Annotated in this window: 25 protein-coding genes; 6 read left to right on the top strand and 19 right to left on the bottom strand. The window is 62.8% G+C overall.

The features are described from left to right. Positions 1-125 precede the first annotated feature (125 nt). The 3 genes from LDN75_RS23560 to LDN75_RS23550 are packed head-to-tail and all read right to left on the bottom strand — an operon-like array spanning position 126 to position 2,315. Complete coding sequence (locus LDN75_RS23560) at positions 126-530, bottom strand: Rid family hydrolase (RefSeq protein WP_024818727.1); 405 nt, start codon at positions 528-530, stop codon at positions 126-128. Next, positions 527-1,333, bottom strand: a complete 807-nt coding sequence (locus LDN75_RS23555) for an IclR family transcriptional regulator (RefSeq protein ID WP_346347153.1) — start codon at positions 1,331-1,333, stop codon at positions 527-529. The genes LDN75_RS23560 and LDN75_RS23555 overlap by 4 nt, the downstream gene beginning before the upstream one ends. Next, complete coding sequence (locus LDN75_RS23550) at positions 1,293-2,315, bottom strand: sugar kinase (RefSeq protein WP_223935085.1); 1,023 nt, start codon at positions 2,313-2,315, stop codon at positions 1,293-1,295. Before LDN75_RS23550 ends, LDN75_RS23555 begins: the two co-directional genes overlap by 41 nt. A gap of 179 nt (positions 2,316-2,494) precedes the next feature. Here LDN75_RS23550 and LDN75_RS23545 point away from each other — a divergent pair, with 179 nt between their 5' ends. From LDN75_RS23545 to LDN75_RS23530, 4 genes are read left to right on the top strand one after another with little or no spacing between them, the layout of a single operon-like run. Beyond that, the gene (locus LDN75_RS23545) at positions 2,495-3,808 is read left to right on the top strand and encodes an alanine racemase (RefSeq protein WP_223935084.1); all 1,314 of its coding nucleotides are present in this window, start codon (positions 2,495-2,497) and stop codon (positions 3,806-3,808) included. A gap of 10 nt (positions 3,809-3,818) precedes the next feature. Beyond that, complete coding sequence (locus LDN75_RS23540) at positions 3,819-5,492, top strand: D-aminoacylase (RefSeq protein WP_223935083.1); 1,674 nt, start codon at positions 3,819-3,821, stop codon at positions 5,490-5,492. Continuing rightward, positions 5,489-6,124 (top strand): bifunctional 4-hydroxy-2-oxoglutarate aldolase/2-dehydro-3-deoxy-phosphogluconate aldolase, encoded by a 636-nt coding sequence (locus LDN75_RS23535; protein ID WP_223935082.1) that lies wholly within the window; start codon positions 5,489-5,491, stop codon positions 6,122-6,124. The genes LDN75_RS23540 and LDN75_RS23535 overlap by 4 nt, the downstream gene beginning before the upstream one ends. A gap of 23 nt (positions 6,125-6,147) precedes the next feature. Continuing rightward, positions 6,148-7,539, top strand: coding sequence for a gluconate:H+ symporter (locus LDN75_RS23530; RefSeq protein ID WP_223935081.1), 1,392 nt, complete (start codon positions 6,148-6,150; stop codon positions 7,537-7,539). Positions 7,540-7,693: 154 nt separating this feature from the next. Here LDN75_RS23530 and LDN75_RS23525 read toward each other — a convergent pair whose 3' ends face one another. From LDN75_RS23525 to LDN75_RS23515, 3 genes are read right to left on the bottom strand one after another with little or no spacing between them, the layout of a single operon-like run. Beyond that, positions 7,694-8,200 carry a universal stress protein gene (locus LDN75_RS23525; protein WP_223935080.1) on the bottom strand — a complete coding sequence of 169 codons (507 nt, stop codon included), beginning with the start codon at positions 8,198-8,200 and terminating at the stop codon, positions 7,694-7,696. 53 nt (positions 8,201-8,253) lie between these two features. Further along, positions 8,254-8,598 (bottom strand): CU044_2847 family protein, encoded by a 345-nt coding sequence (locus LDN75_RS23520; RefSeq protein WP_223935079.1) that lies wholly within the window; start codon positions 8,596-8,598, stop codon positions 8,254-8,256. Beyond that, complete coding sequence (locus LDN75_RS23515) at positions 8,595-11,144, bottom strand: CHAT domain-containing protein (protein ID WP_223935078.1); 2,550 nt, start codon at positions 11,142-11,144, stop codon at positions 8,595-8,597. The genes LDN75_RS23520 and LDN75_RS23515 overlap by 4 nt, the downstream gene beginning before the upstream one ends. Before the next feature lie 147 nt (positions 11,145-11,291). On the opposite strand from LDN75_RS23515, the gene LDN75_RS23510 reads away from it, so the two are divergent. After that, positions 11,292-11,492, top strand: coding sequence for a hypothetical protein (locus LDN75_RS23510; protein WP_223935077.1), 201 nt, complete (start codon positions 11,292-11,294; stop codon positions 11,490-11,492). Here LDN75_RS23510 and LDN75_RS23505 read toward each other — a convergent pair. The 13 genes from LDN75_RS23505 to LDN75_RS23445 form a co-directional block, all read right to left on the bottom strand. After that, on the bottom strand, positions 11,489-12,202 hold the full coding sequence (locus tag LDN75_RS23505; RefSeq protein ID WP_223935076.1) for a GntR family transcriptional regulator: 714 nt from the start codon (positions 12,200-12,202) through the stop codon (positions 11,489-11,491). The genes LDN75_RS23510 and LDN75_RS23505 overlap by 4 nt on opposite strands. Before the next feature lie 37 nt (positions 12,203-12,239). Continuing rightward, on the bottom strand, positions 12,240-13,403 hold the full coding sequence (locus tag LDN75_RS23500) for an FAD-dependent oxidoreductase (protein ID WP_223935075.1): 1,164 nt from the start codon (positions 13,401-13,403) through the stop codon (positions 12,240-12,242). A gap of 16 nt (positions 13,404-13,419) precedes the next feature. Then, positions 13,420-14,331 carry an ABC transporter substrate-binding protein gene (locus LDN75_RS23495; RefSeq protein ID WP_223935074.1) on the bottom strand — a complete coding sequence of 304 codons (912 nt, stop codon included), beginning with the start codon at positions 14,329-14,331 and terminating at the stop codon, positions 13,420-13,422. Positions 14,332-14,375: 44 nt separating this feature from the next. Beyond that, on the bottom strand, positions 14,376-15,782 hold the full coding sequence (locus tag LDN75_RS23490; RefSeq protein WP_223935073.1) for an FAD-dependent oxidoreductase: 1,407 nt from the start codon (positions 15,780-15,782) through the stop codon (positions 14,376-14,378). Positions 15,783-15,834: 52 nt separating this feature from the next. Beyond that, positions 15,835-16,569, bottom strand: coding sequence for an SDR family oxidoreductase (locus tag LDN75_RS23485; protein ID WP_223935072.1), 735 nt, complete (start codon positions 16,567-16,569; stop codon positions 15,835-15,837). A gap of 70 nt (positions 16,570-16,639) precedes the next feature. Then, the gene (locus tag LDN75_RS23480; protein ID WP_223935071.1) at positions 16,640-17,746 is read right to left on the bottom strand and encodes an alanine racemase; all 1,107 of its coding nucleotides are present in this window, start codon (positions 17,744-17,746) and stop codon (positions 16,640-16,642) included. Positions 17,747-17,785: 39 nt separating this feature from the next. Then, positions 17,786-18,256: a RidA family protein gene (locus tag LDN75_RS23475; protein ID WP_223935070.1), complete on the bottom strand. Its 471-nt coding sequence runs from the start codon at positions 18,254-18,256 to the stop codon at positions 17,786-17,788. Between the two features lie 17 nt (positions 18,257-18,273). Then, on the bottom strand, positions 18,274-18,963 hold the full coding sequence (locus LDN75_RS23470; protein ID WP_223935069.1) for a haloacid dehalogenase type II: 690 nt from the start codon (positions 18,961-18,963) through the stop codon (positions 18,274-18,276). Positions 18,964-19,107: 144 nt separating this feature from the next. Further along, positions 19,108-20,199, bottom strand: a complete 1,092-nt coding sequence (locus LDN75_RS23465) for an ROK family protein (protein ID WP_223935068.1) — start codon at positions 20,197-20,199, stop codon at positions 19,108-19,110. A 53-nt stretch (positions 20,200-20,252) separates the two neighbouring features. After that, complete coding sequence (locus tag LDN75_RS23460; protein WP_223935067.1) at positions 20,253-21,179, bottom strand: ABC transporter substrate-binding protein; 927 nt, start codon at positions 21,177-21,179, stop codon at positions 20,253-20,255. A gap of 116 nt (positions 21,180-21,295) precedes the next feature. Beyond that, the gene (locus LDN75_RS23455; RefSeq protein ID WP_223935066.1) at positions 21,296-22,651 is read right to left on the bottom strand and encodes an aspartate aminotransferase family protein; all 1,356 of its coding nucleotides are present in this window, start codon (positions 22,649-22,651) and stop codon (positions 21,296-21,298) included. Positions 22,652-22,681: 30 nt separating this feature from the next. Next, positions 22,682-23,731 carry a phosphotransferase gene (locus LDN75_RS23450; protein WP_223935065.1) on the bottom strand — a complete coding sequence of 350 codons (1,050 nt, stop codon included), beginning with the start codon at positions 23,729-23,731 and terminating at the stop codon, positions 22,682-22,684. A 35-nt stretch (positions 23,732-23,766) separates the two neighbouring features. After that, the gene (locus LDN75_RS23445; RefSeq protein WP_223935064.1) at positions 23,767-24,441 is read right to left on the bottom strand and encodes a haloacid dehalogenase type II; all 675 of its coding nucleotides are present in this window, start codon (positions 24,439-24,441) and stop codon (positions 23,767-23,769) included. A 576-nt stretch (positions 24,442-25,017) separates the two neighbouring features. On the opposite strand from LDN75_RS23445, the gene LDN75_RS23440 reads away from it, so the two are divergent. Further along, a complete protein-coding gene (locus LDN75_RS23440; protein ID WP_223937674.1) occupies positions 25,018-26,175 on the top strand; it encodes a glycoside hydrolase in 1,158 nt (385 codons plus the stop codon). The last annotated feature ends 2 nt before the right edge of the window (positions 26,176-26,177 follow it).

Genomic DNA, 26,177 nt, shown 5'->3' with positions numbered 1-26,177 from the left:
GCGGTGAGCGCTGACGCCGCGCACATTCACTGGGGACGCAGAAACGGGCTGGCGACGCCTGAATATAGGTGTCGCCAGCCCGCAACTGTGGCGCAAACGAAAATGGGCGTCGCGGCCAGGCAGTGCTACGCAGTAACGGCCAGGGCGTCGATCTCCACCAGCATGACCTCGTGCGGGAGGTCAACAAACACGGTGGTGCGGCTCGGCAGCAAACCGCTGGGCACGTTCTCGCGGATGAACTCACCGTAGACCTCGTTCATGGCGGCGAAATCGTCGCGGGTGGTGAGGTAGACGCGGAACATCAGGACGTCTTCAACGGAGGAGCCGCCGGCTTCGAGGATGGCTTTGACGTTCTCCAGCGTGCGACGGGTCTGGACGCGGACGTCGCCCTCGCCGATGTACTGGTTGGTGGCGGGGTCCATGGGGCCCTGGCCGGAAACCTGGAACATGCCGCCCTTCTTGATGCCCTGGGAGAATACGTGCGCCGGGGCGGGGGCGTTTTCGGTCAGTACTACGGTCTTTTCACTCATGCTGAGTTCCTTTCGTGGCTGATCCAGCCAAGGTCTTTCGAGATGGCCTCGGTACTGGCTTTGAGGTCGGGCAGCAGCTCAAGCAAGCCTTCATAGCTGAGCATCACTACCGGTACCGAACAAGAGGCTGCGGCAACAACGGCACCTGAGGCGTCGCGGATGGGGGCCGCAATGCAGTGCACGAACGCTTCGTGCTCGGCGTTGTCGTGGGCCCAGCCCTGTTCCTTGACCTGCTCGAGTTCGGCCAGCAAGGCCTCCGGCGAGGTCAGGGTATTCTCGGTAACTTTCACGTAGTCCAGCCCCGCCGCGATCTTTTCCTGCCGGCTGCGCGGCATGTCGGCGAGGAGGACTTTCGACACAGCGGCCGAGTGCAGCGAAGCTGTCAGGCCGATGCGCGAGTACATGCGGACGGGGTGGTGCGACTCAAACTTGTCGATATACACCACCTCATTTCCTTCGAACGCAGCGAGGTGCACGGTGTGCCCGGTGCGGCCGTTCAGTTCGGCCAGGTGCGGGTGGGCGACCTTGCGAATGTCCCGTTGTTCGAGGGCGAGGGAGGACAGTTCGAACAGCTTGGAGCCGAGCATGAACCGCTGATCTTCGTCGCGCACCACAAGCCGCTTCTCCTCCATGGCGTGCAGGAGCCGCATCACGGTGGTTTTGTGTACGGATGCTTTGGACGAGAGCTCGTCAAGGGTGGCGGGCTTCGCTGCGAGTTCGGCGAGCAGGTCGATGGCCCGCATGAGGCTCTGGCTCAAGATGTCACGCTCCGGTTCTGGTGTTGAAATGTCCCTCTTCAACATGGATAGCAGCCCAGTCCTCATCCGAAGAATCGAGGATGACCGCGAGCTGCCCGGCGTCGGGCAGCGGGCCGCGATCGCCGTGGACGGTCAGCGTGCACGCAGCAGCAACATGGCCCCGCCGGAGGCTCGCCTTCTGGCCGAGCCCGAACAGCATGCCGCTGAGGTAGCCGGCGGCGAAAGAGTCACCCGCGCCAACAGGCTCGACGACGGCGACGGACAGTGCGGGGACCTCTTCCCGTGTGCCACTTGAGTCAGCCGTGCCACGCGTCAGGGAAATCGCGCTGATCGCCTCGTTCTTGATGACCAGCACCTCTGGGTCCGGCATCAAACGGCGGAGTTCGGCTTCATCGGTGGTGCCGAAGGCGTGCGCGGCTTCGTCTTTTCCAACAAGCACGACGTCGGCCAGGTTCGCCAAGCGCTGCAGGACAGAACGGTCTTGGCCTGCCCAAAGAGCGGCACGCCAGTTCACGTCGAAGCTGATGGTCCTGCCGTTCCGCGGCGCTGTGAGGATGGCTTCCAACAGATCGAGGCACCCGGGGGACAGGGCAGCGGTGATACCACTCAGGTGGATCAGCGCTGCGTTCTCCAGCAGCGAGGAAACAGCGGGATTGGAGAGCGTGCCGCGTCCCATGGCCGAGGCCGCAGAACCTTGCCGATAGTACAAAACTGAACTGCCGCCGTCGGGGTCTGTTTCCTGGGCGGGGACCTTCACGTAGAGGCCGGTTGGTCTGGACTCGTCCACCTCGACCCCGGAGACTCCCACTCCGTGCGCTCGAAGGTCCTCAAGAATGCGCCTGCCGAAGCCATCGTGGCCCACCCGGCTGACCCAGTGGGTGTCCAGGCCCATGGCCGCCAAGCCCATGGCAACGTTCGACTCTGCACCGCCGATCCCGCAGTGGAGCTCGGTGGCTTGGTGCAGGGGAACAGCTTGGGCAGGGGTAAGCATGGCCATCGTCTCGCCAACGCATACAGCTGACAGCATCGTTCTCCCACTTGTTGTGCGCTTCTCAGCGGTCTTGACTCTCAATCCGCCACCATGTTAGACATATCACCAACAGGTTTGCAACCAGCGTTGCAAAATACGCAACGCAGCTAGAACACTACCCAGAACAGCCCCACACCGCAGCTTCAAAAACGCAGCCCCGCGAAGGGAATGAACCCGTGAACACTTCCGAAGCCATTTCGGCACACGCCGTGGCCGGCCTCGCAGACCGTCAGCTCGATTGGCGGCACAAGGCCATTCCGGCAACCGCCAACGGGATCACGCACGCCGAATTCCTCGCCGCCAAGCACACCTTGGCCGACCTCCAGACGCCACTGCTGACACTCGATGCCTCTGCGCTCCAGGCAAACGCCGATCGCCTGGCCGAGTGGTGCGCGGAACACGGTGTGCTGCTGGCCCCGCATGGCAAAACCACCATGGCTCCGCAGCTCTGGACTGAGCAGCTCAACCGAGGCGCCTGGGGCATCACCCTGGCCAACTTCGCGCAGCTCCGGGTGGCACGCGAGTTCGGCGTGCGGAACCTGCAACTCGCCAACAGCCTCACGGATCCGCACGCCATCGAATGGGTGGCCGCCAACGCCACTGCCCAAGCGCCCATCCTTTCCTGGGTGGACTCCGTGGGAACCGTGGAACTGATCAACAACACCTTGTCCGGAGCGGACGCCGTGCTCGATGTCCTGGTGGAGCTCGGCGCTCACGGCGGGCGGACCGGCGCCCGGGGCGTCGACGCTGCCATGGACGTTGCCCGCGCGATCTCCGCCTCACCGAACCTGCGTTTGGTGGGCGTCAGCGGATATGAAGGCTCGCTCGCGCACACTGCGGACGACGCCGGATTGGGCGCTGTGCGGGGCTACCTCGGCCAGATGCGGCTGCTTCACGAGGAACTGCTCGCCGGAGACCTCTACGGCACCGGCTTTGTCATCATCACCGCGGGCGGCAGCGCCTACTTCGACGACGTAGTCACGGTCCTGTCTCCCTGCATCAGCACCGGTGCCGAAACTGGTGGCCCCAGTGTGGACCTCATGATCCGCAGTGGCGCGTACATCATCCACGACGACGGTTTCTACCGCGGAATCTCGCCGTTTTCCCGCGAAGGCAACCAGCCGTTCCGTGCCGCAATGCACGGCTGGGCACGCGTTGTTTCGCAGACAGAACCGGGCTTGGCCATCCTCGACGCCGGCAAGCGGGACCTCCCGTTCGATGAAGGGCTGCCGGAGCCGCAGCTCATCGGCCCTGTGCTGGGCGGAGCCATGGAACCGCTGGTCGGAGCCGAAATCACCTCCGTCAACGACCAGCACAGCTTCATGACCTTCGACGCCAACACCACCTCCGTTCGTCCTGGCGACGTCGTCCGGCTGGGCCTGTCCCATCCGTGCACCGCGTTCGACAAATGGACCATCATCCCGGTCCTGGCCGATACCGAGGCCAACGGTGACCAGACCGTCGTCGACCTCATCCATACCTTCTTCTAGGACGCACACCATGAAGACCCTCATCAGCAACGCCACCCTGGTGGACGGAACCGGAGCGGACCGCCGCCTCGCGGACGTCCTGCTGGACGGCGCGGTGATTGCCGCCGTCGTCGACGCCGGAACCCTCACCGCGGCCGAAACCGTGGCCGACCGCATCATCGATGCCACTGGACTGGTCCTGAGTCCTGGCTTCATCGATATGCACGCCCACTCTGACCTGCAGCTGCTTGTTAATAGGAAGCACTACGCCAAGCTCAGCCAAGGCGTCACCACGGAACTGCTGGGACAGGACGGCCTTTCCTATGCGCCCGTAGATGATGCCACGCTGGCCGGCGTCCGCGAGAAGATCGCCGGCTGGAACGACAACCCGGCAGGCTTCGACTGGAACTGGCGGACCGTGCGCGAGTACCTGGACCGGTTGGATTCCGAGGTCATCGATGAGGATGGCACTACAGGCCGGATCGCAACCAACGCCGCCTACCTTGTACCGCAGGGAACCGTCCGGGCCATGGTGATGGGCTTCGCCGAAGGCGACCCCACGCCGGAGCAACAGCAGCAGATGCAGGACGTCATTCGAACAGCAATGGATGAAGGCGCCGTGGGAATGTCCTCGGGCCTCACCTACACGCCGGGGATGTACGCGCAGACCGAGGAACTGGCCGGACTCTGCCGGACCGTGGGCGAACTGGGCGGTTTCTACGCACCGCACCACCGCTCCTACGGCAAAGGCGCGCTGGGTGCTTACGCTGAGATGATCGGGCTGAGCCGCGATACCGGCTGCGCCCTGCACCTCTCCCACGCCACGATGAATTTCGCGGAGAACAAGGGCCGTGCGGGCGAACTCCTGGACCTGATCGACGAAGCCCTGGATCAAGGCGTGGACATCACCCTGGACACTTACCCCTACCTCCCCGGGGCCACCACGCTCTCGGCGATCCTTCCCAGCTGGGCCTCTTCGGGCGGGACAGAGGCCACGCTCGCGCGGCTGGCAGACCCGGAAACCCGCGCACGGATCCGGGAAGCCGTGGAGATCTACGGATCCGACGGCTGCCATGGCGTAGTGGCCGAGTGGGACACGCTGGAAATCAGCGGCGTCCAGAACGTGGCGCTCGCCGGCTACGTCGGGAAAACCATCAAGGACATCGCCGCTGAGGGCAGCCAAGAGCCTTTCGATGTCTTCGTGCAGATCCTCACGGACGATCGCCTCGGCACCGGCATCCTGCAACATGTGGGTCACGAAGAAAACGTCCAGGCCATCATGAAACACCGCACGCACACCGGCGGCAGTGACGGACTCCTGGTCGGCGCCAAGCCACACCCGCGCGCTTGGGGCACGTTCCCGCGCTACCTCGGCCACTACTCCCGCGACCTTGGACTGCTGAGCCTTGAGGAGACCGTCCAGCACCTGACGGGCCGTCCCGCCGCACGACTCAAACTCCACAATAGGGGCCTGATCCGCGAAGGCTACGCGGCCGACGTCGTGCTGTTCGATCCGGAAACCATCCGGGACGAAGCCACTTTCGAGAATCCCCGCCAAGCCGCCACCGGCATCCACCACGTATTCGTCAACGGGACGGCAGCAATCGACGGCGGCCAGCCCACCGGCGCCCGCGCCGGCCGGGCCCTGCGCCGACACAGTGACGGACTCACCCGAGAAGGAAAAGGAAGCAGTACCACCCCATGACCCCTGAACAATTCCTCCAGCAGCTTGAAGCCGACCGCGCCTTGGCCGTGGTCCGCGCTCCGTCCATCACGGACGCCGCGGATCTCTGCAAGGCACTGTCCGACGGCGGCATCCGCAGCGTCGAACTGACGTTCACCACCCCGGATGCGCTCAAGCATGTCAAGCGGGCCGCCGAGACCGCGGCGGACCATGGTGCCGCCGTCGGAATTGGCACGGTCATGACCGCAGACCAAGCCCGCGCCGCGATCGACGCCGGTGCGCAGTTCCTGGTGACGCCCGGCCTCCGACCCGAAGTTGCCGCAGTGGCCGTGGCCGCTGGAATTCCCTTCAGCCTCGGAGCCATGACGCCCACCGAAGTAGCGCAAGCCCTGGACCTGGGGTCCGGCGTCGTCAAGATTTTCCCTGCCCGGCAGCTCGGCCCGGCATACCTAAAGGACCTGCAGGGCCCCTACCCGGGCATCCGCTTGTTGCCTTCGGGAGGCATCGACGCCTCCAACGCCAAGAGCTACCTCGACGCCGGTGCTGCCGCAGTCTGCTGTGGCACCAGCGTGGTCCCGCCCGCAGCTGTCGCTGCAGGCAACTGGGCAGACATCGCGGCCCGTGCCGCCGCATTTACCGGCACCCTCAAGTAGGACTTACCCAGAAAGAAACGCCCATGAATGAATTCCTCGAATGGCTGCGGCACGACACCGCCGGCCTGCTCCTCCTGGCAGGCGCGGGCATCGCCCTCCTGCTGTTCCTGATCATCAAGGTCAAGCTCGAACCGTTCATCGCCCTCGTGGGAACCGGCGTGATCGTGGCTTTGGTGGGTGGGGTCTCAGTGGAGGCGCTGGTCGGCTCGGCCACCAAGAGCAGTGACGCCCTGATTGAGAAGGGCTTCGCCGGCATCCTTGGCCACATCACAGTGATCATCGGCCTTGGTACGGTGCTCGGTGCCATCCTCGAACGCTCTGGTGGCGCGGAAGTGCTGCTCGGCAGGCTCGTGAAGATCTTCGGCGAAAAGGGCACTCCACTCGCCATGGGTATCACCGGCTTTGTGCTGGGTATCCCGGTGTTCTTCGATATCGGCATCTTCGTCCTGGCGCCGTTGGTTTACGTCGCTGCTGTTCGCGGCGGTAAGTCGCTGGCACTGTATGCACTTCCGTTGCTGGCTGGCCTGTCCGTGACGCACGCCTTCCTGCCTCCGCACCCCGGACCCGTTGCTGCCGCCGGCCTGTTCCATGTTGACCTTGGTTGGATCATCCTCATGGGCCTCATCTGCGGCATCCCGGCCTGGTTCGCTTCCGGTATTTTGTGGGGCACGTGGATCGGCAGGCGTGTCATGGTTACCGTGCCCGAGGACCGCATCGTTCCCGAGGCCGAGGAAGCCCGCGGCCACGAGCCGTCCATCGGACTGGTGCTGTTGGCCATCGGCCTGCCCATGATCCTCATCCTCGGTGGTACCTTCGGCAACATCTGTGCTCCTCCCGGTGTTTTCCGGGACATCCTCCAGTTCTTCGGTAACCCGGCCATTGCGCTGACCGTTGCCGTGCTGCTGGCCATGTGGCTCCTGGGTATCCGACGCGGCATGAGCTCCGCCGAACTCAGCGAAATCACTGGCTCCTCACTGCGTCCCGTGGGCATGATCCTGCTGGTTGTTGGCGCCGGTGCTTTCTTCGGCGCGGTGCTCTCGGCGACGGGTGTTGGCAAGGCTGTGGCGGACTCGCTGGCCCAGGCCGGCCTGCCGATCATCCTTTCCGCGTTCGTCATCAGTGCAGGCATGCGCATTGCGCAGGGCTCGGCAACAGTGGCGATCGTAACGACCGGCGGCATCCTGGCCCCGAGCCTGGCGTCCGGTTACTCCCAGCCGCAGCTCGCGTTGATCGTGGTGGCCATCTCCTCCGGCTCCATCATCGCCAGCCACGTGAACGACGGCGGCTTCTGGATCATCTCCAAGTACTTCAACATGTCCGTCAAGGACACCCTGAAGACCTGGACCGTGCTGGAAACGGTGCTGTCCATTGTGGGATTCGGTATGGCGGCGCTGCTCTACACGTTCGTGAGGTAGCGGGGGCAGCGGGTTAAACAAAGAGCTCCGGAGTGCGTTATTGGGGGATACGCACTCCGGAGCGGTCTTTAAGCAGGTGCTTTCGCCGTCCTGCAGTAATCACTCTACGTTGGGCGGGACGGCATTGCCACCACCTCGAATAAGTACTTTCGCTTTAGTTTTTACGGGCAGCTTCCTGCGGCTTTTTCTGCGGCACGATCAGCACGGGCCGCCGCTGGTGGTGGCTCAGCCATGCCGCAACCGATCCGTTCAAAGCCTCGGAAATACGGTGTCCCAGGCCAGGCTCCGGCGTACCGACAATGATCATCGAGGCATGGATGTCCTCGGCGAGCCGGCCCAAGGCGCGGGCGGGATCTCCAGCCAGCAAACGCAGAGTCCAATCCGTTGAGCCGCCGTCCATGGCCTCGCCGATGACTTTGCCCAGATCGCTTCGGACCGCCGCGAAATCCTCGTCGTCCTTCTCCGGATGCAGGGACATCCGGTGGGTCTCCCGGGCCGGATCCCATTCAACGAGGTAGCTTGCCTCGTCAACATACGCACAAACCAGCGGCACGCCGAGTTGTTCAGCCAGGGTCCGCGCCGTTTGCAGCACCTCCACATGCTGGTCGGGCAGGACGCCGACAACCAAAGGAATCCGTCCGCTGAAATTCTCCGCAGCCATACCTTATTGTTGCGCCGCGAGGTGTCCTTGAACAGGCTGTCTGCCCACCCGGGCTAGTTGGGATCGGCCGGCTTGTTCCACGTCAGCCGCACTTTGAAGTTCGACGCCGTGCTCGCCGACGCGATAAACGCCCCTGCCTCGGCGTGGAGATCTATGCCGAACTCCACGCTGACCTCGTCCGGCCGGTTCTCCAGGCTCAGCAGCTCGTCTATCACGCCCTGGACAGCGGGTCGAACATGTTCCAAGGCTCGCTGGAACGTCTGCTGGGCCCTCGCGAAGACGCCGGAATGATCCCCCGCATGATCGCCACCCCGGGTCACGATGCTCCCGGCGGTGCTCGCGACCTCCACAACTACCGTGCCGCCGTCGTCGGTGGCGAACTCAACCAAGTGGCTCATGATGATGTCCTTTCCGGCGAGGGCGTGCGCAGGCGGCGGGCCGCCACCAGCATCCCCGTCCCCGCGGCGCCCAGCACCAGAAGCTGGACCAGTGCGAAGTACGCCTGCGTCCGATACCAGGACTCCATGAAGGTTCCCTTGTCCTGGATCCAGACGAGGGGCACGGAGACAGTGGCGAGCAACAACAGCCATCCAAGGTTCCTGCCCGGCTGGGACCTAAGCGCCAGGACCCCCGCCCACAGGCCCACCCCGGCTACGGCGAAGCTTCCTGCCACCGCTGTTGCTTCCACTGCGTAATTCAGACCCGACAGGCCGAACACTGCATGGGAAACTACCAGCCCGGCCATGACCGTGCGGCCCAGGACGGTCCGCTCGGGCAATCCCGCCACAGCGAGCATGAGGTATCCGAACGGAGCGATCAGACCGTAGACGATCCGGAGGGAGCCATCTCCGCCGCTCTCGTACCAGTAGTTGTCGTCGATCCAGATGAAGTAGACCGCGAAGCATGCTCCGATCAGGCCCGCCAGGGTCAGCGCCGCCGCGCCCCACGTCAAGGGAACCCAGGCCGGTGGCCCGGCTGGAGACTTAGTGCCGTTTTTGGCGTTCGACGGCGGCCTTTCGGTCCGCGGGTTTGTGGCCTTGGGCGCGGCGTACGACGGCGACGGGCTGCTTGGTGCCGTGGGCTGGCCCGGGCCGGTGGCTTGGATCGCAGACATTCCGGGCTGGCGCGCGGGCTCCGGCGGAGGCTCGAAGGCAGTGTAGGACCCGTGGTGCTCCGTCGGCTGCTCTTCCGATGGTGGTTCTGCAGCGGGTGGTGGTTCCGGCGGGGTCGCCTTGGTTAGCTGGGCCCTGGCTGCCGTGGCGAGTCCGTCGGGGTCGGCGGCGCCGGGGTCCAGGGTGGCCAGCTCATTCGAGACGTCCACCACGGTTTCCCATGAGCCCAACGACGAGTGATAGCGGAGCTCGCCCTGCAGGTCCGCCACGCGTTGCCTGCGCTCGCAGTCCTTTCGACGGGCCGCGGCATCGGGGTAGGCGGGGTCGTCCTGGACGCGGGCGAAGCCATCTGCTGCGGCCAGCCAATCGCCGGCTTCTTCAGCGGCCAAAGCATCACGGTACGCTCCGGACAATTCCAAGCGTTCCTGGGCGTTGTCACGGAGTGCGGTGGCATCACGGTATTCGGGTTCCAGCATCAGGAGGTCGCTGAACAACTCAACAGCTTGCTCGTACCTTCGCGCCCTCAATTCGGCGGAGGCCTGCACATACAGGGCTCGCAATTGGGCGCGCTTCATGGCGTGTTCGGCGTTGGCCTGGGCTGCCCGGGCTGCGCCGGCGTCAACCTCGACCGGTCCCACGTTAACGCCTGGATCCCCTGCGGTGCCGGCGGCGCCCGAGGTGCGTCCCGGCGTCGTACTTTCGAGCGGCACGGAAGCGCGTGGCGTGCCTTTGAGCGTGAACAGTTGCGTGGTGCCGCCGCGAACGTAGAGGGCCGGGGTGACCCACTCCAAGGTGCCATCGGGACTCGCCATCACGGAGATCCGGCCGACGCGGGCGGCCTCGTCCACTGTCCGGCCGTTGGCGATCGCGGCGTAGAAGCCATGAGCGAAGGCGATTGCGGCGGAGTCGCTGATGGCGAACTGCATGGCCGCGACAGCGCCGATACCGCTCCTGACCAGCGCCGAAGCGGTGCCCGAGAAGAGATCCGATTGACCCATCTCCCCGGACGAGCACGAGTTCAGCACAACGAGGCGGGGGCGTGGTGCTGCGACACTCAGCAGGGCCATGAGCCGAACGGCGCGGACCATCGCTGCCCTGCCGTCGGGGCCAACCAGGGCGATCCTTCCCTCGTCGGTGCGGGAATCGTAATCGCCATGGCCCACAAAGTGGACCACGTGCCACGGGCCGGCGAGCAACATTGACTGGATGTCGTCCCAGGTTCCGCTCCTGGACCAGACAAGTTCCACCCGGCCTTCCGCGACGGGACCGGCCAGTGCCCTGCCCAAGTGTTCTTTCTCAGCTTGCACGTCCAGCGTCGGGAGGTCCCGTGGTGAGGCGACAATGCCCAGGATTCTCAAGGGAGGGGCGACGTCCAGGGGATTCTGGTTGTAATCGGGGGCAGGGATGTGCCTCAACAGGGGTTCTGTTTGGCACAAGTACGTTTCGGTTTCGGGGTCGAAGAGGGTTTCCCATGGCATGGTGGCAAGCTCTGGAGCCGCGAGCCTTAGGACTACCCTGAGTTGCTGGCCTGCATGCTGCGCGGCGCCGAGGCTGGCTCTGTACGTGCCGTAGACCTCGCGGGTAAAGAGAGCCTGGAACAATTGCTGGCCAACTTCGCGGACCGCTGCTTCGGCGACGGGCAGGGTTCTTCGGGCTGCGACAGCGGACGCAAGGACCGTGGCTTCGAGTTGGGGGAGCCGGTCCTGGATGTCGTCAACGTCCAAGGTGAACATTCCGGAAGCGTGGCCTCCCGCCGGTGCACGGACCACGTGCACCGTATATTCGCCGCGTGCAGAGCCGGTAGTGATTTCCAGCTCGATGTCACAGTCCATCGCGGATCCTTCTGTGGTTCCTGGCATAGCCGGGCCCTACGTACAGATTGGCCCTGCTCCGGCCCTCGCCACAAGGGTTGTTGGACGCGGACTCTTGTAGCAGCACCAGCCCGGGCCTACGGTTAATCCGAAGGAAGGTGGTCTGCGATGGAAATTTTCATGTGGTGGCTGGACCTGCACTTGGACAGCAAGGAATGGCTGCGTGAAAACCTGCGCGCAGAGGAACTTCCCTTGCAGGTGCTCCAGCATATTGCCGAGGCTGGCGGGCCCCATCCGGAAAAGGTCAGCGGCGTGCTGACGCCGGCCGACTGGGACTTCATCGAGACCCAGTCGGAGTTTGTGGACTAAGGCACGGCCCGAGGCGTCGCAGAAGGCCCGTTTACTTCTGCCCCGGTTATTTTCTGCTGTAGAGGTTCTTCGTGGAGAGCATTCTGGAATTGGCTGACCATTTCCTGGCGGAAGGCATCAAAGTCTCCTGCCAGAGCAAGCTCAGCTAATTTCTCGTGCTCAACAGCGATGTCGTGTAGGTCGCTATAAGTACGGTGATCGACCGCCAGATAGAGACGCAGCTTGTTCTCCCACCCGGTCCACATGTTTCGCAGCGCGGTGTTCCCCGAAAATTCGTAGAAGAGCCTGTGGAAACGAAGGTGGGCGTCAATGCTGGCGGGGATGTCGTTGGTGTCGGTGGCCCGGTACAGTTCCTCGATGGTTTGCTTGAGCCGGAGCCGCTCGGGACCCCGCAGGGTGGGCGCCGAGAGCTCGGCAGCATAGGGCTCGACGAGTACTCGGATCGACGCGATTTCTGCGACGTCGCGAGCACTGACTTCCACGACGAAGGACCCCCGGAAGGGGATCTTGACCACCAGCCCTTCCTCCTCAAGTTTGGTCAGCGCTTCACGCAGCGGGGACCGACTGATACCGAGGTCTGCGGCGATGTGCGTCTCGCGAAGTTGTTCCCCTGGAGGCACTGTTCCGTTCAGGATGGCGGTGCGGAGTACGCGGTAGACACCGTCCGGCGTCGTCATCCGCTGTTCCTGCCACGTGAACTTGCGGTCCATATTCCGCCTCCTTTGTCGATTGTCGATTATACCGGCGCTAGCTCGTCCTGAACCGTTCCGGGCGTACGAATTCCAGGCCGTCGAGCGAGTGTTTGCCGAGCGACTCGTACGCGGCGATGTGGCCGAAGCCCGTGGCGTTTTTGAATCCGCCTCCGGAGAAGCCTGTGGCGCAGTAGATCCTGCTTGACCCGCCGAGCCAGCCCAACAGCGGGTTCCGGTCCTCGGTGTAGAGGTCAGGGAAGGCGTCGGAGCGGACGATGCTGGGAACCAGGCCGGGGAGGAATTCGCTGACGGTTTCCAAAGTGTCGGCAATTTCGGCTGTTGTGAGCTCCCTGGGGAAAGCATCGGGGTCAGTTGTCACCGTGCCCCGGCCGTCCAGGGTGGCTTTGACTGTAACGCCGTCGACTGCGGGTGCCCCATACATGGAGCGGTCGTCGTACATCCGGCTGAAAGTGGGGAACTTTTCCGGTGTGAACTGGGCTGCGTCGCGGGCAACAAACCAGCTCAGGAAAACTCTGCGGGTTTCGGTGTGCGCCTTCAGGTAGTCAGGCATGAGCCGCTGGGACCAACCCCCTGAGGCGACGATGACGTTCTCGAAAGTCCAGGAGGTGTCCCCGGAGGTGACCACAACGCCGTCGCTGGTTTCCCGGATGCTGGTAACAGGAGTGTTACTAAGGACCGTTGCGTCGTTGGCCTGTGCAGCGGCAATTGCTGCAGTTACTGCCCGGTCGGTCCGTAGGACCCCGGCGTTGGGGTCGAACACCGCGGCGTCATCAGCCCGGAGGTTGTGCTGCGGGTAGCGTTCGGCCATTTCCTCTCGGCCCAGGATCTGGTGGGCAGCGCCGTTGATCCGGGCAGTCTCCAGAACGCTGTGCAGGTATGTCCCATCGGTGGTGCCGATGGAGAGACCGCCACAGCGGGTGAGGATGTCCTGTCCTGTTTCCGCTTCCAGCTCCGCCCAAAGATCGCGTGAGCGCTCCAGGATGGGGTAGTGCGCGGGGCTGCCTCGATAGATCATGCGGAACAGCCGGGTGTCCCCGCCTACGGCGCTGCGTCCATGGGCCGGGGTGTGTGCTTCGAAACCGACTACGGCATCGGAAAGCCGGGAGGCCTGCCAGAGTGCCATGCTTCCGATGCTGCCCAGGCCGATGACGGCGAGTTTTCCGTCGAAGCCCTTGCTTCTGTGACTGATGGTTTGCATGAGGGGAGTACGTCTCCTAGTTGAGCTTGGCATCGGTGATGGCACCGGATTCGAGGCCCCAATTCGAGAGGGACTTCTTGTACTCCGGGCTGTTCAGGACGGATTGGACGGCGGCCTGGAGGGCGGGGGTCAGGGAAGAGCCCTTCTTCAGTCCGATAGCCGTCAGGTCGCTGGAGCCGACGTTGATCTGGGGGGTCAGGATGGTAAACGATTTGGGCTGCTGCTTCTCGGCCCAAGCGAGGGAGGTTGTGTCGTAGAGGATGCCGTCGATGCGCTTGGACGCCAGCTGGGTCAGGGCGTCCTGGACGTTGGGCAGCGTCACGGCGTTGATCGCTGGCTGTCCCTTGGAGGTGCAGGTCTGCTCCGAGAGGGCGGGGAGGCGTTTGAGTTGGCCTGTGGAGCCGGCCGTAACGGCAATGTTCTTGCCGCACAGGGTTTCGTTGGTGAGTTTCAACGGATTTCCCGCGCTCACTGCCACGGAGTTGCCTGCCTTGAAGTAGTCGATCATGTCCAGGACCTTCAGGCGCTCCGGTGTTGGTGCCATGGTGGTGACGGTGAAGTCGTAGCGGCCACCGTCAATGCCCGGAATGATCGTGTCGAAGACGGTGTTCTCGAACTTCAGCTTCAGGCCGAGCTTCTTTGCTATCAGGCGGGCAATGTCCGGATTCAGGCCGATCGGCGTCGAGTTGTCTTCGGCGAGGAACGTCGTCGGCGGGTAGTGCAGGTCCATGGCGACCGTCAGTTCGCCCTTGTCCTTATAGGACGCCGGCAACAGGCTCACTGCCTTTTCGTCAGGCTGGACGCCCTCGGAGATGTCGGCCGTTTTCGGATCTGTTGGGGAGGTGCTTGTTGCCCCGCCACAGCCGGTGAGGGCCACCAGCATTGCAAACCCTGCGGCTGCAGCCTGGATCCTGCTTATGGTCTTCATGGTGTACCTCCGGGGCGTTTCAAATGAAGGTTTTGGATGGTGCATTATTCGTGAAGTCCGGCGAGCCTGCTGCCGAATCTGGCCAGGAGGGACGTCTTGCTGGAATCCTTGCGCTCTTCCCACTGATCAGCAAGACCAAAAAGCCTGTACATGCCGTGAACCCCCAGCCAGCGAATGGGTTCCGGTTCCCATTTCCGTGCGCGGTAGCCAACCCAGGGGAGTGCGGTTCGTTCCGTTTCCCGTTCGAAAGCCAATTCCGCGAGTGTTCGTCCGCCCACGTAGGCGGCTGTTATACCGTGTCCGGCGTAGCCGGTGGACGATCCGATTCCAGAGGCCTGGTCCCAGCGCACGCCACCGTTCCAGTCGCGGGTAACGCCCAGGACTCCGGACCAGGCATGGTCAACTTCGAACTGGACGCCAGGGAAGAAGGAGCGAAGCTTGGTGGAGATCAGGTCAACAGTGGACTGCGCTGTGGCACCGGCGCCGCCTGTGCCGGAGCCGTAGCGGTAGGGCCTTCCGCGGCCGCCAATGGCTATGCGGCCGTCCGCTGTCCGCTGCGAATAGATGAACGTGTGTGCGGAATCGCTAAGGCATTGAAGCCCGTTCCAGCCGATCTGCTGCCAGGCCTCCTCGGACAGCGGCTTGGTCACGATCATCGAGGAGTTGATCGGTATCAAGGACCTGCTGCCCAGCAGCTGTCCGGAGTAGCCCTCGGTGCATATGAATGTTTTGGCCGCCGTGACCTGTCCCTTGGCCAAGGTCAGGGTCTTGCCCTCGATACTGTTTATCCGGCTGTTTTCGTAGATCCCCACCCCCATGGACGTCAGGGTGTCCGCGAGGCCATAGACAAGTTTCGCCGGGTGAATGCGGGCGCAGGGCTTGTAGAAGAGCCCGCCGTGGACGGTGGATATGTTGATCTTGCTCTGGAACTCGGCACGGTCGAGCAAGTGGACATCGTCTTCAGTCAACCCATATTTCCAGTCGGCGTCACGCCTGGCTACCAGCCGGTCTAGCCCCGCCTTTGTATGGGCAGCGACTAGCGCGCCGCCCTTGTGCTGATCCGCGTCGATGCCCTCGGCTTGAAGGATGTTAAGGACGGAGTCGACGCCGGTCACGAACTCCTGCTGCAATGCCCGGCTTGCGTCCAGCCCTTCTCCGGATGCGCGGGCGAAGGTGGCCCGGTTTCCTGGGGGCATCGCCGAAAGCCAGCCGCCGTTTCGCCCGGAGGCTCCGTAGCCGATTTGTTCTGCCTCAAAAACCGCCACCGAGAGTGAGGGCTCGAGCTTCTTGGCGAAGTACGCAGCCCAAAGGCCTGTGTAGCCACCGCCTATGATTGCCAGATCCACGTACCCCTGGCCTGCGAAACGCGGGAACGTTGACCGGTTTTCCGCGAGTCCGGCCATCCAGAAGCCGAGGTCTCCGTTTCGGGGTGTTGCTGTGAGGGCTTTCATCTTTGTCCTACTTTGTGGGGGAGTCGGTGAGCCAGTGGAAGGCGTTGTGGTGCTAGAAAGCGGTGTAGCCGCCGTCGACGGGCAGTACAGCGCCGGTGATATAGGACGATTCCGGGGACGCCATGAAAAGTATGGCGTCGGCGATTTCTTCGGGAGTGGCCAGGCGCCGGAGCGGAATCTGGCCCGCGCGTTCTGCCCGGTAGGCCTGGGGATCGGGCCTGCGCTGGAACGAGGCCTCGATGACCGGAGTGACGGTCAGCCCCGGCGCGACCACGTTGACGCGGATATTGCGTTCGGCCCATTCGATCGCGGCGCCCTTCGCGAGCATGATGAGGCCGCCCTTGGCTGCGGAGTAAAGGACTTCATCAGGCTTGCCAACCATGCCCAGCCGTGAACTGACCAGGACGAACGAGCCTCCCGTGGCAGGCATCAATGGTGCAAAATGCTTCATCATCAGGAAGGCGCTGAGGAGGTTGCTGTGCAGCACGTTCTTGGCGTCCTCATACGCCATCTCCGTCAGCGGGCCGCTTACCTGCAGGCCATGGTTAAGGACGACGACGTCCACGGTGCCGAACGCTTCGGCGGCCTGGCGGGCGAGGCCTTCGACGAAAGCCTCGTCATTGAGATCTCCGGGGACGTACACGTCATCAGGTTCGACGCTGTCGAGGTGGTCCCTGCGGCCGGTGAGCAGCAGTCGAGCGCCTTCGCGCCGGAAGTGGGAGCTCACTGCTTCCCCGATTCCGCTGGTGGCACCGGTTATGACGGCAGTGGTCTTATCAAGTCTCATGGGGGTCAGTCCTTGTACGGTATGTTTCTTGGGTTTCGGGCTGGGGGCCGGACATGCCGTCCCCCACGAATCAGCTGAGGAATCCGCGGGCATCCACCCGCCACCGTTCCAGCGATGTGCCCGTGCTGTCAGTGACGATGTACTCCTCGAAATTGACCACAACCGGGCAAACGTGGTTCGGCACGATCGGGAGCACCGTGCCAACGCCCGGGTGGAAATCGCCGGCCGGCAGGGGGAGGAACCCGTGGTACTCGTTGAGCTTGGAGAGAACGGCCGACGTGCCGGGGACGGCGCCATAGCCGATCTGCGGGCTGCCTTCCCGGCTTAGAGCTTTGGTGCCTACATCGAGAATGACCTGATCCGGAACCCAGTCGCTGACCACGGTGCCAGCGACGAACAGGGCAATCTGATCTTCCGTGCAGGCCCCGAGTCGGGTGTTGTTCAAGTCATTGAACACGTATTCGCCTGGCCTGATCTCGGTGATCACTTTGCTCGTGGAGTACTCAATGGTGGGTGTTGAACCCGCGCTGACGACGTCTGCGCTGATGCCCACCGCGCTGAAGCTCCGCACCGCTGTGGTGAGCGCGGCTTCCTGGTCCATCGCAGCGCGCTGGCGGGCGTCCGGGCTGGAGCTTCCATGCCCTGGATAGGTGAAGACGCCCACCGGCACCAGTCCGCGCCTGCGGGCGGCGGCGGCGAGGTCCCCGGCAAACTCGGGTGGTGCACCGGAACGACGTGCTCCGCAGTCCACCTCAATCACAACCTGGAGCCGTTCGGCTTCAGATCCCATCGCATCAGCAAGGGCATCGATCGCCGCGAAATTGTCGACGCCGACCCGCAGCCGGGTGGTTACGGCAAGTTTGCGGATACGCAGGCCTTTCGTTCCCGAAGGCCAGATTGGGTAGGCGATGAAGATATCGTCGAAGCCCGCTGCGGCGAAGACTTCGGCCTCACCAACGTTGCCTGCGGTGATTCCCACAGCTCCGGCCTTGACCTGGCGACGACCGATTTCGACGCATTTATGCGTTTTTACATGCGGCCTAACGTCGAAGTCCTGCCGGGCGGCAAAGCCTTGCATGCGATCGATGTTGTCCTGCATAACGTCGACCAGCACGATCGGTGCCGGGGTGTCGAGCCGCTCGATCAGGGCGTTGAGTGCTCCTTGAATACGGTTCACGCTGTTCTCCTCATGAATTTGCCGCCAACATGTCCGCGACTAAACGGCTGTGCAGATCATCTGGATCTCTACAGGAGTGTTGGCCGGCAGCCCGGCGACGCCGATTGCGGTCCGGGCGTGCCGTCCGTTCTCACCCAACACTTCGATCAGCAGTTCGCTGGCAGCGTTGGCGACCCGGGATTGCAGGCCGAAGTCCGGCGTACTGGCCACGAACACCAGCATCTGCACGATCCGGACCCGGTCCAGGTCTCCAACCGCCTGCACAGCCGCCGCGAGGCAATTGAGCGCGGCATGGCGGGCGAGCTCCCGCGCTGTCTCCAGCCCCACGTCCCGGCCCACGATGCCTTGGCCCAGCAGCACACCGTCCTTGTAAGGCAGTTGGCCGGCGATGTAGATACTGGAACCCACGGCGCGGTGGTCCACGTAATAAGGGCTGTCAGCGAGGGTTGGAAGCTCCAGGCCAAGGGCCCGAAGCCGATCCAAAGCCGAGCCCGCCGTAGTGACGCTCATCTGTCATCAGGTCTTTCTTACGAAGCAGCAGGACGTGGCAGGCCGAAGAGGACGGGGAGCTCGGCGATGTCGGTGATCCGCTCGTAGCCGAGCCAGTGCTCGTCATGCTCGAAGCCACGGTCCACGTACACCTTGTTCTTGATGCCCATGGTGGCAGCGGACCGGTGGTCGTACATCGGGCTCGCAGAGACGTGCACAATTTCGTCGGGCGTGACGCCAAGCTTGTCGAACATGTACTCAAACGCTCCGAGCCGGGGCTTGTACATGCCCATCTGCTCGGCGCTGATGACGGTTGCGAACGGAGCTTGGAGGTTTTCCGACAGTCGCTCAGCATGGACGGTGTCGCTGTTGGTAATGATGACCAGGGGGACGGCCTCGGCCAGGCGGTTCAGTGCTTCGGTCACACCTGGGTACGGGCCCCACGTGGGGACGATTTCGTAAACCGCCCTTGCGTCGGCCTCGCGGTACTCAAGGCCGAGCCTGCGTGAGGCGCGTTCCATGGAGTTGGCGATGATTTGGTGGAAGGGCTTGTAATCGCCCATGCACTCATCGATCCGGTATGCCTTGGTGGCCTGCACGTATTCATCGGCGAGCTCTGCCGGCAGGCGCTCGCCCAGGACCGCACGGGTCGCATCGGCGATAGCGAACTTGATCAGTGTTCCGTTCATGTCGAACGTTACGAACTTCGGCTTGATGTCGAATGCCATTTTTTTCCTCCAGTTTGGATTGTCATCTTCGTCGATTGTCGACGAGACCTGCTCGAGAAGTATCCGTCGATTGTCGACAATACTCGGGTTGGTTGTAGATTGTCAACGATCTTTTTCAAGACCGCCAGGTTCAATCCATGGTTGCTACTGGGCTTCGAGCATGGATTCCCGCAGCTGGGAGTGGACCAAAGCCAGCCCCGCATGCGCCGCTCCTTGAGCCACCGAGAGTCCGACGACTTGCGGCACCACCGTGGTCCCAGGGACTACGGGAAGGCTTTGCGCCAGCCGCCGGCGTGCCTCAGGAAGGACTTCGTCCACGAGCGGACTCAGGCGCCCCACGAAATATACCGACTCGGGGTCAAGCGTCACGGCAACAGCGCCGACGGCGGCGACGACCGCCGTCGTAAATGCCTCCATCACTTCCGCGCGGGATGCCGCATCCTTCGGTTGTGACCAGAGCGCTTGGATGTCGTCCAGGTCCAGTCCCCGCCCACTGGCGAATTGGAGGAGTCCCTCTGTGCTTAACAGTCCCTCCAGTGTCTCGTTGCCGACACCGGAGAACAGAACCTCACCCAGGTGGCCGAAAGCCGAAGTCCGGCCCTTGGCGATTTCATGATCAGTGCAACTGGCGAAGCTCAGCTCCGTACTCAGCATGAAGAGAACAGCATTTCCAATGCTCGCGTCATCCTTCAGGATCCCCCGAAGGGACGCACTGGCATCGCTCTCCAGCACCACGGGAGCATTCAATCGATCTTCAAAGGTCTTCTGAAGAATTGCCGTACCCGTGCGGACACGGCCAGGAAGGGCGGCGACGATCTGGCGCAGTGGCCCCTCGGCGGAATCGCTGGCTTCCACAACCAGGTCCAGCAACCACTCGGCAGTGGCTTCCACATCGCCGCCTTCCAGGCTGGGAACAATCACGTGCCTGACCTCGCGGCCCCGCAGGTCCGTCACCAGGACGCATGTGGTCCGTGCTCCGAAAGAGATGCCCACAACATGCCCCGCCGTGCCCGGCACATCCAGATACGTGGAGGGCCGGCCACGGCGCGCGACGGCATTGATTCCCTGTTCGACGACGAAGCCGTCAAAACGAAGCTCATCCACCTTCCGGGACACCGTGGCCTGGCTCAATCGCGTCAATTCGATCAGCCTGGTCCGCGTCAAAGGTGCCTCTGAAAGGACAGCATCAAGAACCGAAGCTTTGGTGTAGTCCCTTGCGGTGGGGTTGGTACGCATAGCACAACCTTAATGAGATCTCAGGGCGAAGCCGGGACGTTACAGCGCAAGTGCTAGCGGATCTTGGCTTCAGTAATAGCTGATTCTCCCAGGCCCCAGTAGTCCAGGGACTTCTTGTATTCCGGGGATTCCAGAACGGACTGGATTGCTTTCTGGAGTGCCGGGGTCAGGGCTGATCCCTTTTTCAGGCCCATGGCGACATTCGTGTCCGTGCGGGTATCCATTCGCGGCTGCAAGGTGGTGAAGTGGTCGGGCTGCTGATCGTTGGCCCACGCCAGGGCACTGGCATCGTAAAAGACAGCGTCGATCCGCTTGGAGTCCAGTTGTGTCAGGGCTTCCTGGACGTTGGGCAGGGTGATGGCGTTGATGGCGGGCTTGCCCTGGGAAGTGCAGGTCCACTCCGAGACGTTGGGCAGATGCTTCAGTTGCTGTGTTGAGCCCTTGGTCACGCCCACGTTCTTGCCGCAGAGGGTTTCATTGGTCAGATTGAGTGGGTTGCCCTTCGCTACGGCTACGGCCGAGCCTCCCTTGAGGTAGTTGATCATGTCCAGCACCTTCAGCCGCTCGGCGGTAGCGGACATGGTCGTGGCGGTGAAGTCGTAGCGGCCGCCGTCGATGCCGGGAATGATCGTGTCGAACGCTGTGTTCTCGAACTTCAGCTTCAGGCCCAGCTTCTTTGCCACCAAGCGGGCAAGGTCCGGGTTTACGCCAATGGGGGTTTTGTTGTCCTCGGCGAGGAACGTCATCGGCGGGGAGCTCAGGTCCATCGCGACCGTCAGCTCGCCCTTGTCCTTGATGGCCTTCGGCAGCAACGCCACCGCGGCGGCCTCGGGTTGGACACCCTCTGAGATGTCACGGGTGTTCTGTGTCTTCGGAATCTCGGTCGCTTCAGTCCCTGCTGCGGCGCCACCACATGCAGTCAGGGCCAACAGGACGGCGAGCCCCGCGGCGGCTGTTTGGATCATATGTGTCGTCTTCATGGTGCAACCCTTCAAGTGATTTCGGTTGGTGTAATACACAGAGTGCTTTCACAGTGGAAGGCACAATCCCCAAGCATTTGGTGTCGGCACTAGGCCGGCCTGTTTGTTGTTGCGCCTTAGCGCAGTGCCTTGAAGGCACGGCCAATTCCTTCCAGCAGGCGATCGGCGTCGTCATTGGAAAAGGGCATTGGCGGACGGAGTTTCAGGACGTTGCCCTGGGCGCCGCAAGCCGAGATCAGGATCCGGTCCCGCCGGAGGGCATTGACGATGCTGGCGGCGGCGTCCCCGTTGGGTGTGAGGGTGGATCGATCGGTCACGAGGTCGACGCCGATGAAGAAGCCGCTTCCGCGTACTTCTGCCACCTGGTCCAGATTCTGGGTGAGGTCCTTCAGGCCTGTGAGGATCTTTCCGCCAACCTTCAAAGCGTTCTCTATGAGTGATTCCTCCCGGATGACGTCAAGGACGGCCTGGGCTGCCGCTATGGCTACTGAATTTCCGCCGAAGGTGTTGAAGTAGCGGATGTTCTTCCCGAACTCCTGCAGCAATTCGGGCTTGAAGATTGCTGCCGCGACGGGAATGCCGTTACCCATGGGTTTGCCGATGGTCACGATGTCGGGGACGATTCCGTGGCGCTGGAAGCCCCACCATTCCTCACCCGTACGGCCGAATCCTGGCTGTACCTCGTCGGCGATGTACAGGCCGCCTGCGGCATGGATCTCTTCGATGATGGGGCGAAGGAAGCCTGCGGGACCAGCGAAGACACCGTCGGAGGAGAAGATGCTGTCGGCTATGAAAGCCGCCACTCCGATACCGTGCCGGTGCAGGTCAGAGATGGCTGCACGCACCTGGTCCCGCAGGTGATCCTCAAACGAGCCTTGATCTGATGAATAGCGCAGGGCGTCCGGGGCGTCGATAACCCTGACATTCGCGCCCAGGGGCACGCCCTTGCCCAAGGACGGCGAGAAGGAAGAGACCTCGGCAGTCAACCCGTGATACGCGCCGGCCGTGACGATGATGCCCTGCTGTCCGGTCACATATTTTGCGACGCGCATAGCGAGGTCATTGGCTTCTGAACCAGTGCAAGTGAACATGACATGGCCAAGCTCGGCGGGGAACGTTGAAAGAAGCTGCTCTGAGTAGTCCAGGATGGACTCCTGGACGTAGCGGGTGTTGGTGTTCAGCGTCTGCATCTGCTGGTGGACAGCCTCAATCACGCGCGGGTGGCCGTGACCAACAGAGGGAACGTTGTTGTAAACGTCGAGGTATTCATTGCCGTCCCGGTCAAACAATGTGACGCCCTTGCCACGAACGATTTCCAGGGGCTCGTCGTAGAAGAGCCTGTAGCTGGGCCCCAGGCTCTTGTCCCGGCGTCGAATGCTCTTCTGCATCTGGTCCGGGAGCTCATCCAGGCGGCTGGGATCGAAGCCGTTAACCATGGCCTTGGACGGCTTGCGGATTGGGGAAGTACCCATGTTTTCTCCTCGAAGCTAAGGGGGTCGGGTTCATGCTGTGAAAGAAAGTTCTGGTGCCGGGGCTGCGGCAGTGGACGCGAGCCGGTCCCAGTCGGGCTTTGAGTGGGAGAGGAGATAATCTCGCCTTAGCGGTAACTGGCTTGCCCGCCACTGCGTTATCAAGGCCCGCAGGAGCAGGCGCGCCTGGGCTGAGACGATCAGAGCCTCCAACTCCTGCCCGACCACGGGGCGGATGCTTCGATAGCCGTTCATGACGTGCAGTGCGTGCTCCCAGGGGCTGGCCGGGTCTGTTCCCAGAAGGTTGGCCATGGTGACACTGATGTCGAAGATCACGGGGGTTCGTACGACGTCCCCGAAATCGATAATCCCGGTTACATAATCGGGCCTGCTGGGGTTGACGAGGACATTGAACGGACTGAAATCCCCATGGACAACCTGGGAGGTCAGCGTGTCGAGGAGCGGAACCACTTTGTGGTCGAACTGATCGAAAATATCTTCTGCGAGGGACCGTTTTTCCTTCTCATCCACATAGTCAAGAAGCGGGCGCATCCGGTGAAAATGCTTGAGGTCCCAGAGGAGCAAACGATCGGCGCGAGGATGATCGAAGTCCTTCAAAGCAATCCCCAGGCGGGCCAGGCTTGAGCCCACCAATCGAAGCTGGCCAGCCGACGCGTCGTGATTGGCCAGCAAATCGCCTGGCAGGAAGCGCATCACCCGCAGTACCCGATCAAAGGCTCCTGCAGGCTCCGGAATGAGGACTTGCGGCTCTCCGTCAAGGCTCCTGACAAGACGCTGGACTGGAAGTTCAGGGGCAGTCCGTTCCAAATGCTCCATGCAAGCCGTTTGAAGGTGGACGATCACTGGATCCTCATCCGAGGGTGAAATCTTCACCAGATACGTTTCGTCCCCGTCCCGGAGCCGGAAAGTCTCGTCCTTCTCGGTGGGAATCCGGACCAGCGTTCCCGCCAGGCCGTAGAACCGTTCGAGCAGCCCCCGGACGGCGGGGTCAGCGAGCTGCGGAGGCTCCGCCAGGAGTCCACTCTCTGATGCCACTGCTTGGATAAAGGCAGAATCGCTCATTTCACCCTTTCATCGACGCAGAGCCAGCAGCCGGTTTAGAGACCGAGGTGCTTGTTGATCTCGTCCAGCGACTTAACGCTGTTGTAGTCGTAGCCGCCGGTGATGGGGTCGTAGCCGCGGTCCAGAACCCAGAGGTTGCGGAAGCCCATGTCGTGCATCGGGTGCATGTCGTACCGGGTGTGCGAGGCGATGTGCAGGAAGTCTTCCGGCTTGGCGTTCAGGGTATCGAGCATGTACTCGAAGGCCTGGTAGCGGGGCTTGTAGGCCTGGGCCTGTTCTGCGGTCAGCACGGCGTGGAAGTCAGCGCCGAGCTTGGGAATGCTGATCTCCAGGAAGCTGTCGTCGGCGTTGGACAGAGCCACAAGCTTGTAGTTGTCGCCCATGAGCTTCAGCGGCGCCGGCACGTCATCGTGGGCGTCAAAGCCGCGAACAGCGTCAGCGAACTCTACCCCGGCACCCGGGGTTGGCCCAATGCCGAAAAACTTGCATACCCGGTCAAAGGAATTCTGAAGGATCTGCTCGTAGGGCTTGTAGTCGCCCAAGACTTCGTCGAAGCGGTAGCCGCGGAACACCTTCTTGAACGCAGGCCACTGCTCTTCAGGCAAACGGCCCGCGAGCAGGCGGCGGGTAGTGGAGTCAGTATCCCAGTTGATCAAGGTGCCGTAGATGTCAAAGGAGATGTACTTCGGGCGGGAGTCAGTTGTAGCCATGATGGGTCCCTTCAGTGGAGGTGTTAGGAGAGGGGCCTCGCTCGTCATAGGCGATGTGCCTTCCGATACGAGCGGGCGGAGGTTTTTGATTCACTATGAATCTAAATCGCCCACTGTAAATTGTCAACAATTTCCTTCGAGATTTGTTGAGGCTCCATCAGCGAACCGTTCGCCACCGAGCGTCACACAACCAGCCACATCCAAATCCAAAACCCGGCCAGCGCCGTCCGTCCGAACATTCTGCAGCTGAATGGCTTCTTCCGTCGTCCCCGACGGATCTGATGAGATCTGGTTCGTCGGCCGGTGTCCGCGCCTCCATTGCGGACCCGTAGGTCTCACCACGCGCGTTCTTGGGGAAGTCCACCTTGTCTCCTTGTTCAAATTGGATAGTAGGTGCCCAGCGTTTGCCGTCGTGATGGCAAACCCGACACCGCCGGTTGCAACACACCTTCACGAATATGTAGTGCGCGGAGTGCCAAAACGTCACGCGGGTCTCGTCTGTGGTCGGCTGCAAACCAGCACGCTTATCCACAAGCTCCAAGGAACCCGTTGCCACCCGTGCGCCCTGATGGTTCGATGGGACTCATGGCAACCGCAGATACCGCAGAAAGTTATGTCCTAGCGATCGGGACCAAGAAAGGTTTGTGGCTTGCAACCAGCCCGGACCGCAAAGAATGGTCCATCTCTGGCCCGCACTTCCTGATGAGCGAGATCCCCAGCATCGGGATAGACACCCGGGACGGCAAAACCAGAATCATGGTGGGGGTGCGTTCGGAGCACTGGGGACCCACGGTTGCCCATTCCGATGACGTCGGTGCAACGTGGACCGAGCCCGAGCAGGGCGCCATCAAATTCCCGGACGGCACGGACGCTGCGCTGGAACGCATCTGGCAGATCTACCCCGACACCGAGTCCCGCCCTGGCGTGGTTTGGGCCGGGTGCGAACCGATTTCAGTGTGGAAATCCACCGACGGCGGCGAGCACTTCGAGCTGAACCGCGGACTGTGGGACCACCCCCACCGCAGCGAGTGGGGTGCTGGCTACGGGGGAGCGGCCGCGCACTCCATCGTGGTGGATCCGTCCGGCGAGAAGGTCCACGTCGCCATGAGCACGGGCGGCGTTTACAGATCGCTCGACGCCGGTGCCTCCTGGGAGCCCCGCAACAAGGGAATCTCGGCCTACTTCATGCCCGATCCCAACCCCGAGTTCGGCCAGTGCGTCCACAAGATCGCCGCGGATGCCGCCGTCGAGGGCCGTTTGTACGCACAGAACCACCACGGCGTGTACCGCACGGACGATGACGGCGAGAACTGGAACTCCATCGCGGACGGGCTGCCCGCGGACTTTGGTTTCGTGATGCTGACCCATCCCCGGCGCGAGGGGACAGCTTGGGTCATCCCGCTGAAGGCCGACGGCGAACGCATCCCGCCGGACGGCAAGCTCAGCGTGCACCGCACTGAGGATGCCGGTGGAACGTGGAGAGAGCTTCACACTGGTTTGCCGGACCACGAATACAATGCTGTGCTTCGCGATGCTGCATCCGTGGACACCGCCGAACCGACTGGCGTGTACTTCGGAACCCGCGGCGGATCGGTGTACGCCAGCGCCGACGAGGGCGAGACCTTTACTGAAGTGGCCTCGCACTTGCCGGACGTGCTGTGCGTGCGTGCCGCCGTCGTGCTTGGCGTCCCGGCAGTCAGTGAAGCGGCAGCCAGCGCCCCGGTGCCTGGGTAGGC

It is taken from the genome of Arthrobacter sp. StoSoilB5 (genome assembly GCF_019977235.1).
Taxonomy (GTDB): domain Bacteria; phylum Actinomycetota; class Actinomycetes; order Actinomycetales; family Micrococcaceae; genus Arthrobacter.
The sequence above is the reverse complement of the archived record's forward strand: the minus strand, read 5'-3'. Positions and strand labels throughout refer to the sequence as shown.

What these genes read in the sequence shown, in the direction of transcription:
- LDN75_RS23560 (WP_024818727.1), bottom strand. Translation starts at nt 530, where the DNA reads ATGAGTGAAAAGACCGTAGTACTGACCGAAAACGCCCCCGCCCCGGCG.
- LDN75_RS23555 (WP_346347153.1), bottom strand. Translation starts at nt 1,333, where the DNA reads ATGTTGAAGAGGGACATTTCAACACCAGAACCGGAGCGTGACATCTTG.
- LDN75_RS23550 (WP_223935085.1), bottom strand. Translation starts at nt 2,315, where the DNA reads ATGCTGTCAGCTGTATGCGTTGGCGAGACGATGGCCATGCTTACCCCT.
- LDN75_RS23540 (WP_223935083.1), top strand. Translation starts at nt 3,819, where the DNA reads ATGAAGACCCTCATCAGCAACGCCACCCTGGTGGACGGAACCGGAGCG.
- LDN75_RS23535 (WP_223935082.1), top strand. Translation starts at nt 5,489, where the DNA reads ATGACCCCTGAACAATTCCTCCAGCAGCTTGAAGCCGACCGCGCCTTG.
- LDN75_RS23530 (WP_223935081.1), top strand. Translation starts at nt 6,148, where the DNA reads ATGAATGAATTCCTCGAATGGCTGCGGCACGACACCGCCGGCCTGCTC.
- LDN75_RS23525 (WP_223935080.1), bottom strand. Translation starts at nt 8,200, where the DNA reads ATGGCTGCGGAGAATTTCAGCGGACGGATTCCTTTGGTTGTCGGCGTC.
- LDN75_RS23520 (WP_223935079.1), bottom strand. Translation starts at nt 8,598, where the DNA reads ATGAGCCACTTGGTTGAGTTCGCCACCGACGACGGCGGCACGGTAGTT.
- LDN75_RS23515 (WP_223935078.1), bottom strand. Translation starts at nt 11,144, where the DNA reads ATGGACTGTGACATCGAGCTGGAAATCACTACCGGCTCTGCACGCGGC.
- LDN75_RS23510 (WP_223935077.1), top strand. Translation starts at nt 11,292, where the DNA reads ATGGAAATTTTCATGTGGTGGCTGGACCTGCACTTGGACAGCAAGGAA.
- LDN75_RS23505 (WP_223935076.1), bottom strand. Translation starts at nt 12,202, where the DNA reads ATGGACCGCAAGTTCACGTGGCAGGAACAGCGGATGACGACGCCGGAC.
- LDN75_RS23500 (WP_223935075.1), bottom strand. Translation starts at nt 13,403, where the DNA reads ATGCAAACCATCAGTCACAGAAGCAAGGGCTTCGACGGAAAACTCGCC.
- LDN75_RS23495 (WP_223935074.1), bottom strand. Translation starts at nt 14,331, where the DNA reads ATGAAGACCATAAGCAGGATCCAGGCTGCAGCCGCAGGGTTTGCAATG.
- LDN75_RS23490 (WP_223935073.1), bottom strand. Translation starts at nt 15,782, where the DNA reads ATGAAAGCCCTCACAGCAACACCCCGAAACGGAGACCTCGGCTTCTGG.
- LDN75_RS23485 (WP_223935072.1), bottom strand. Translation starts at nt 16,569, where the DNA reads ATGAGACTTGATAAGACCACTGCCGTCATAACCGGTGCCACCAGCGGA.
- LDN75_RS23475 (WP_223935070.1), bottom strand. Translation starts at nt 18,256, where the DNA reads ATGAGCGTCACTACGGCGGGCTCGGCTTTGGATCGGCTTCGGGCCCTT.
- LDN75_RS23470 (WP_223935069.1), bottom strand. Translation starts at nt 18,963, where the DNA reads ATGGCATTCGACATCAAGCCGAAGTTCGTAACGTTCGACATGAACGGA.
- LDN75_RS23465 (WP_223935068.1), bottom strand. Translation starts at nt 20,199, where the DNA reads ATGCGTACCAACCCCACCGCAAGGGACTACACCAAAGCTTCGGTTCTT.
- LDN75_RS23460 (WP_223935067.1), bottom strand. Translation starts at nt 21,179, where the DNA reads ATGAAGACGACACATATGATCCAAACAGCCGCCGCGGGGCTCGCCGTC.
- LDN75_RS23455 (WP_223935066.1), bottom strand. Translation starts at nt 22,651, where the DNA reads ATGGGTACTTCCCCAATCCGCAAGCCGTCCAAGGCCATGGTTAACGGC.
- LDN75_RS23450 (WP_223935065.1), bottom strand. Translation starts at nt 23,731, where the DNA reads ATGAGCGATTCTGCCTTTATCCAAGCAGTGGCATCAGAGAGTGGACTC.
- LDN75_RS23445 (WP_223935064.1), bottom strand. Translation starts at nt 24,441, where the DNA reads ATGGCTACAACTGACTCCCGCCCGAAGTACATCTCCTTTGACATCTAC.
- LDN75_RS23440 (WP_223937674.1), top strand. Translation starts at nt 25,018, where the DNA reads ATGGGACTCATGGCAACCGCAGATACCGCAGAAAGTTATGTCCTAGCG.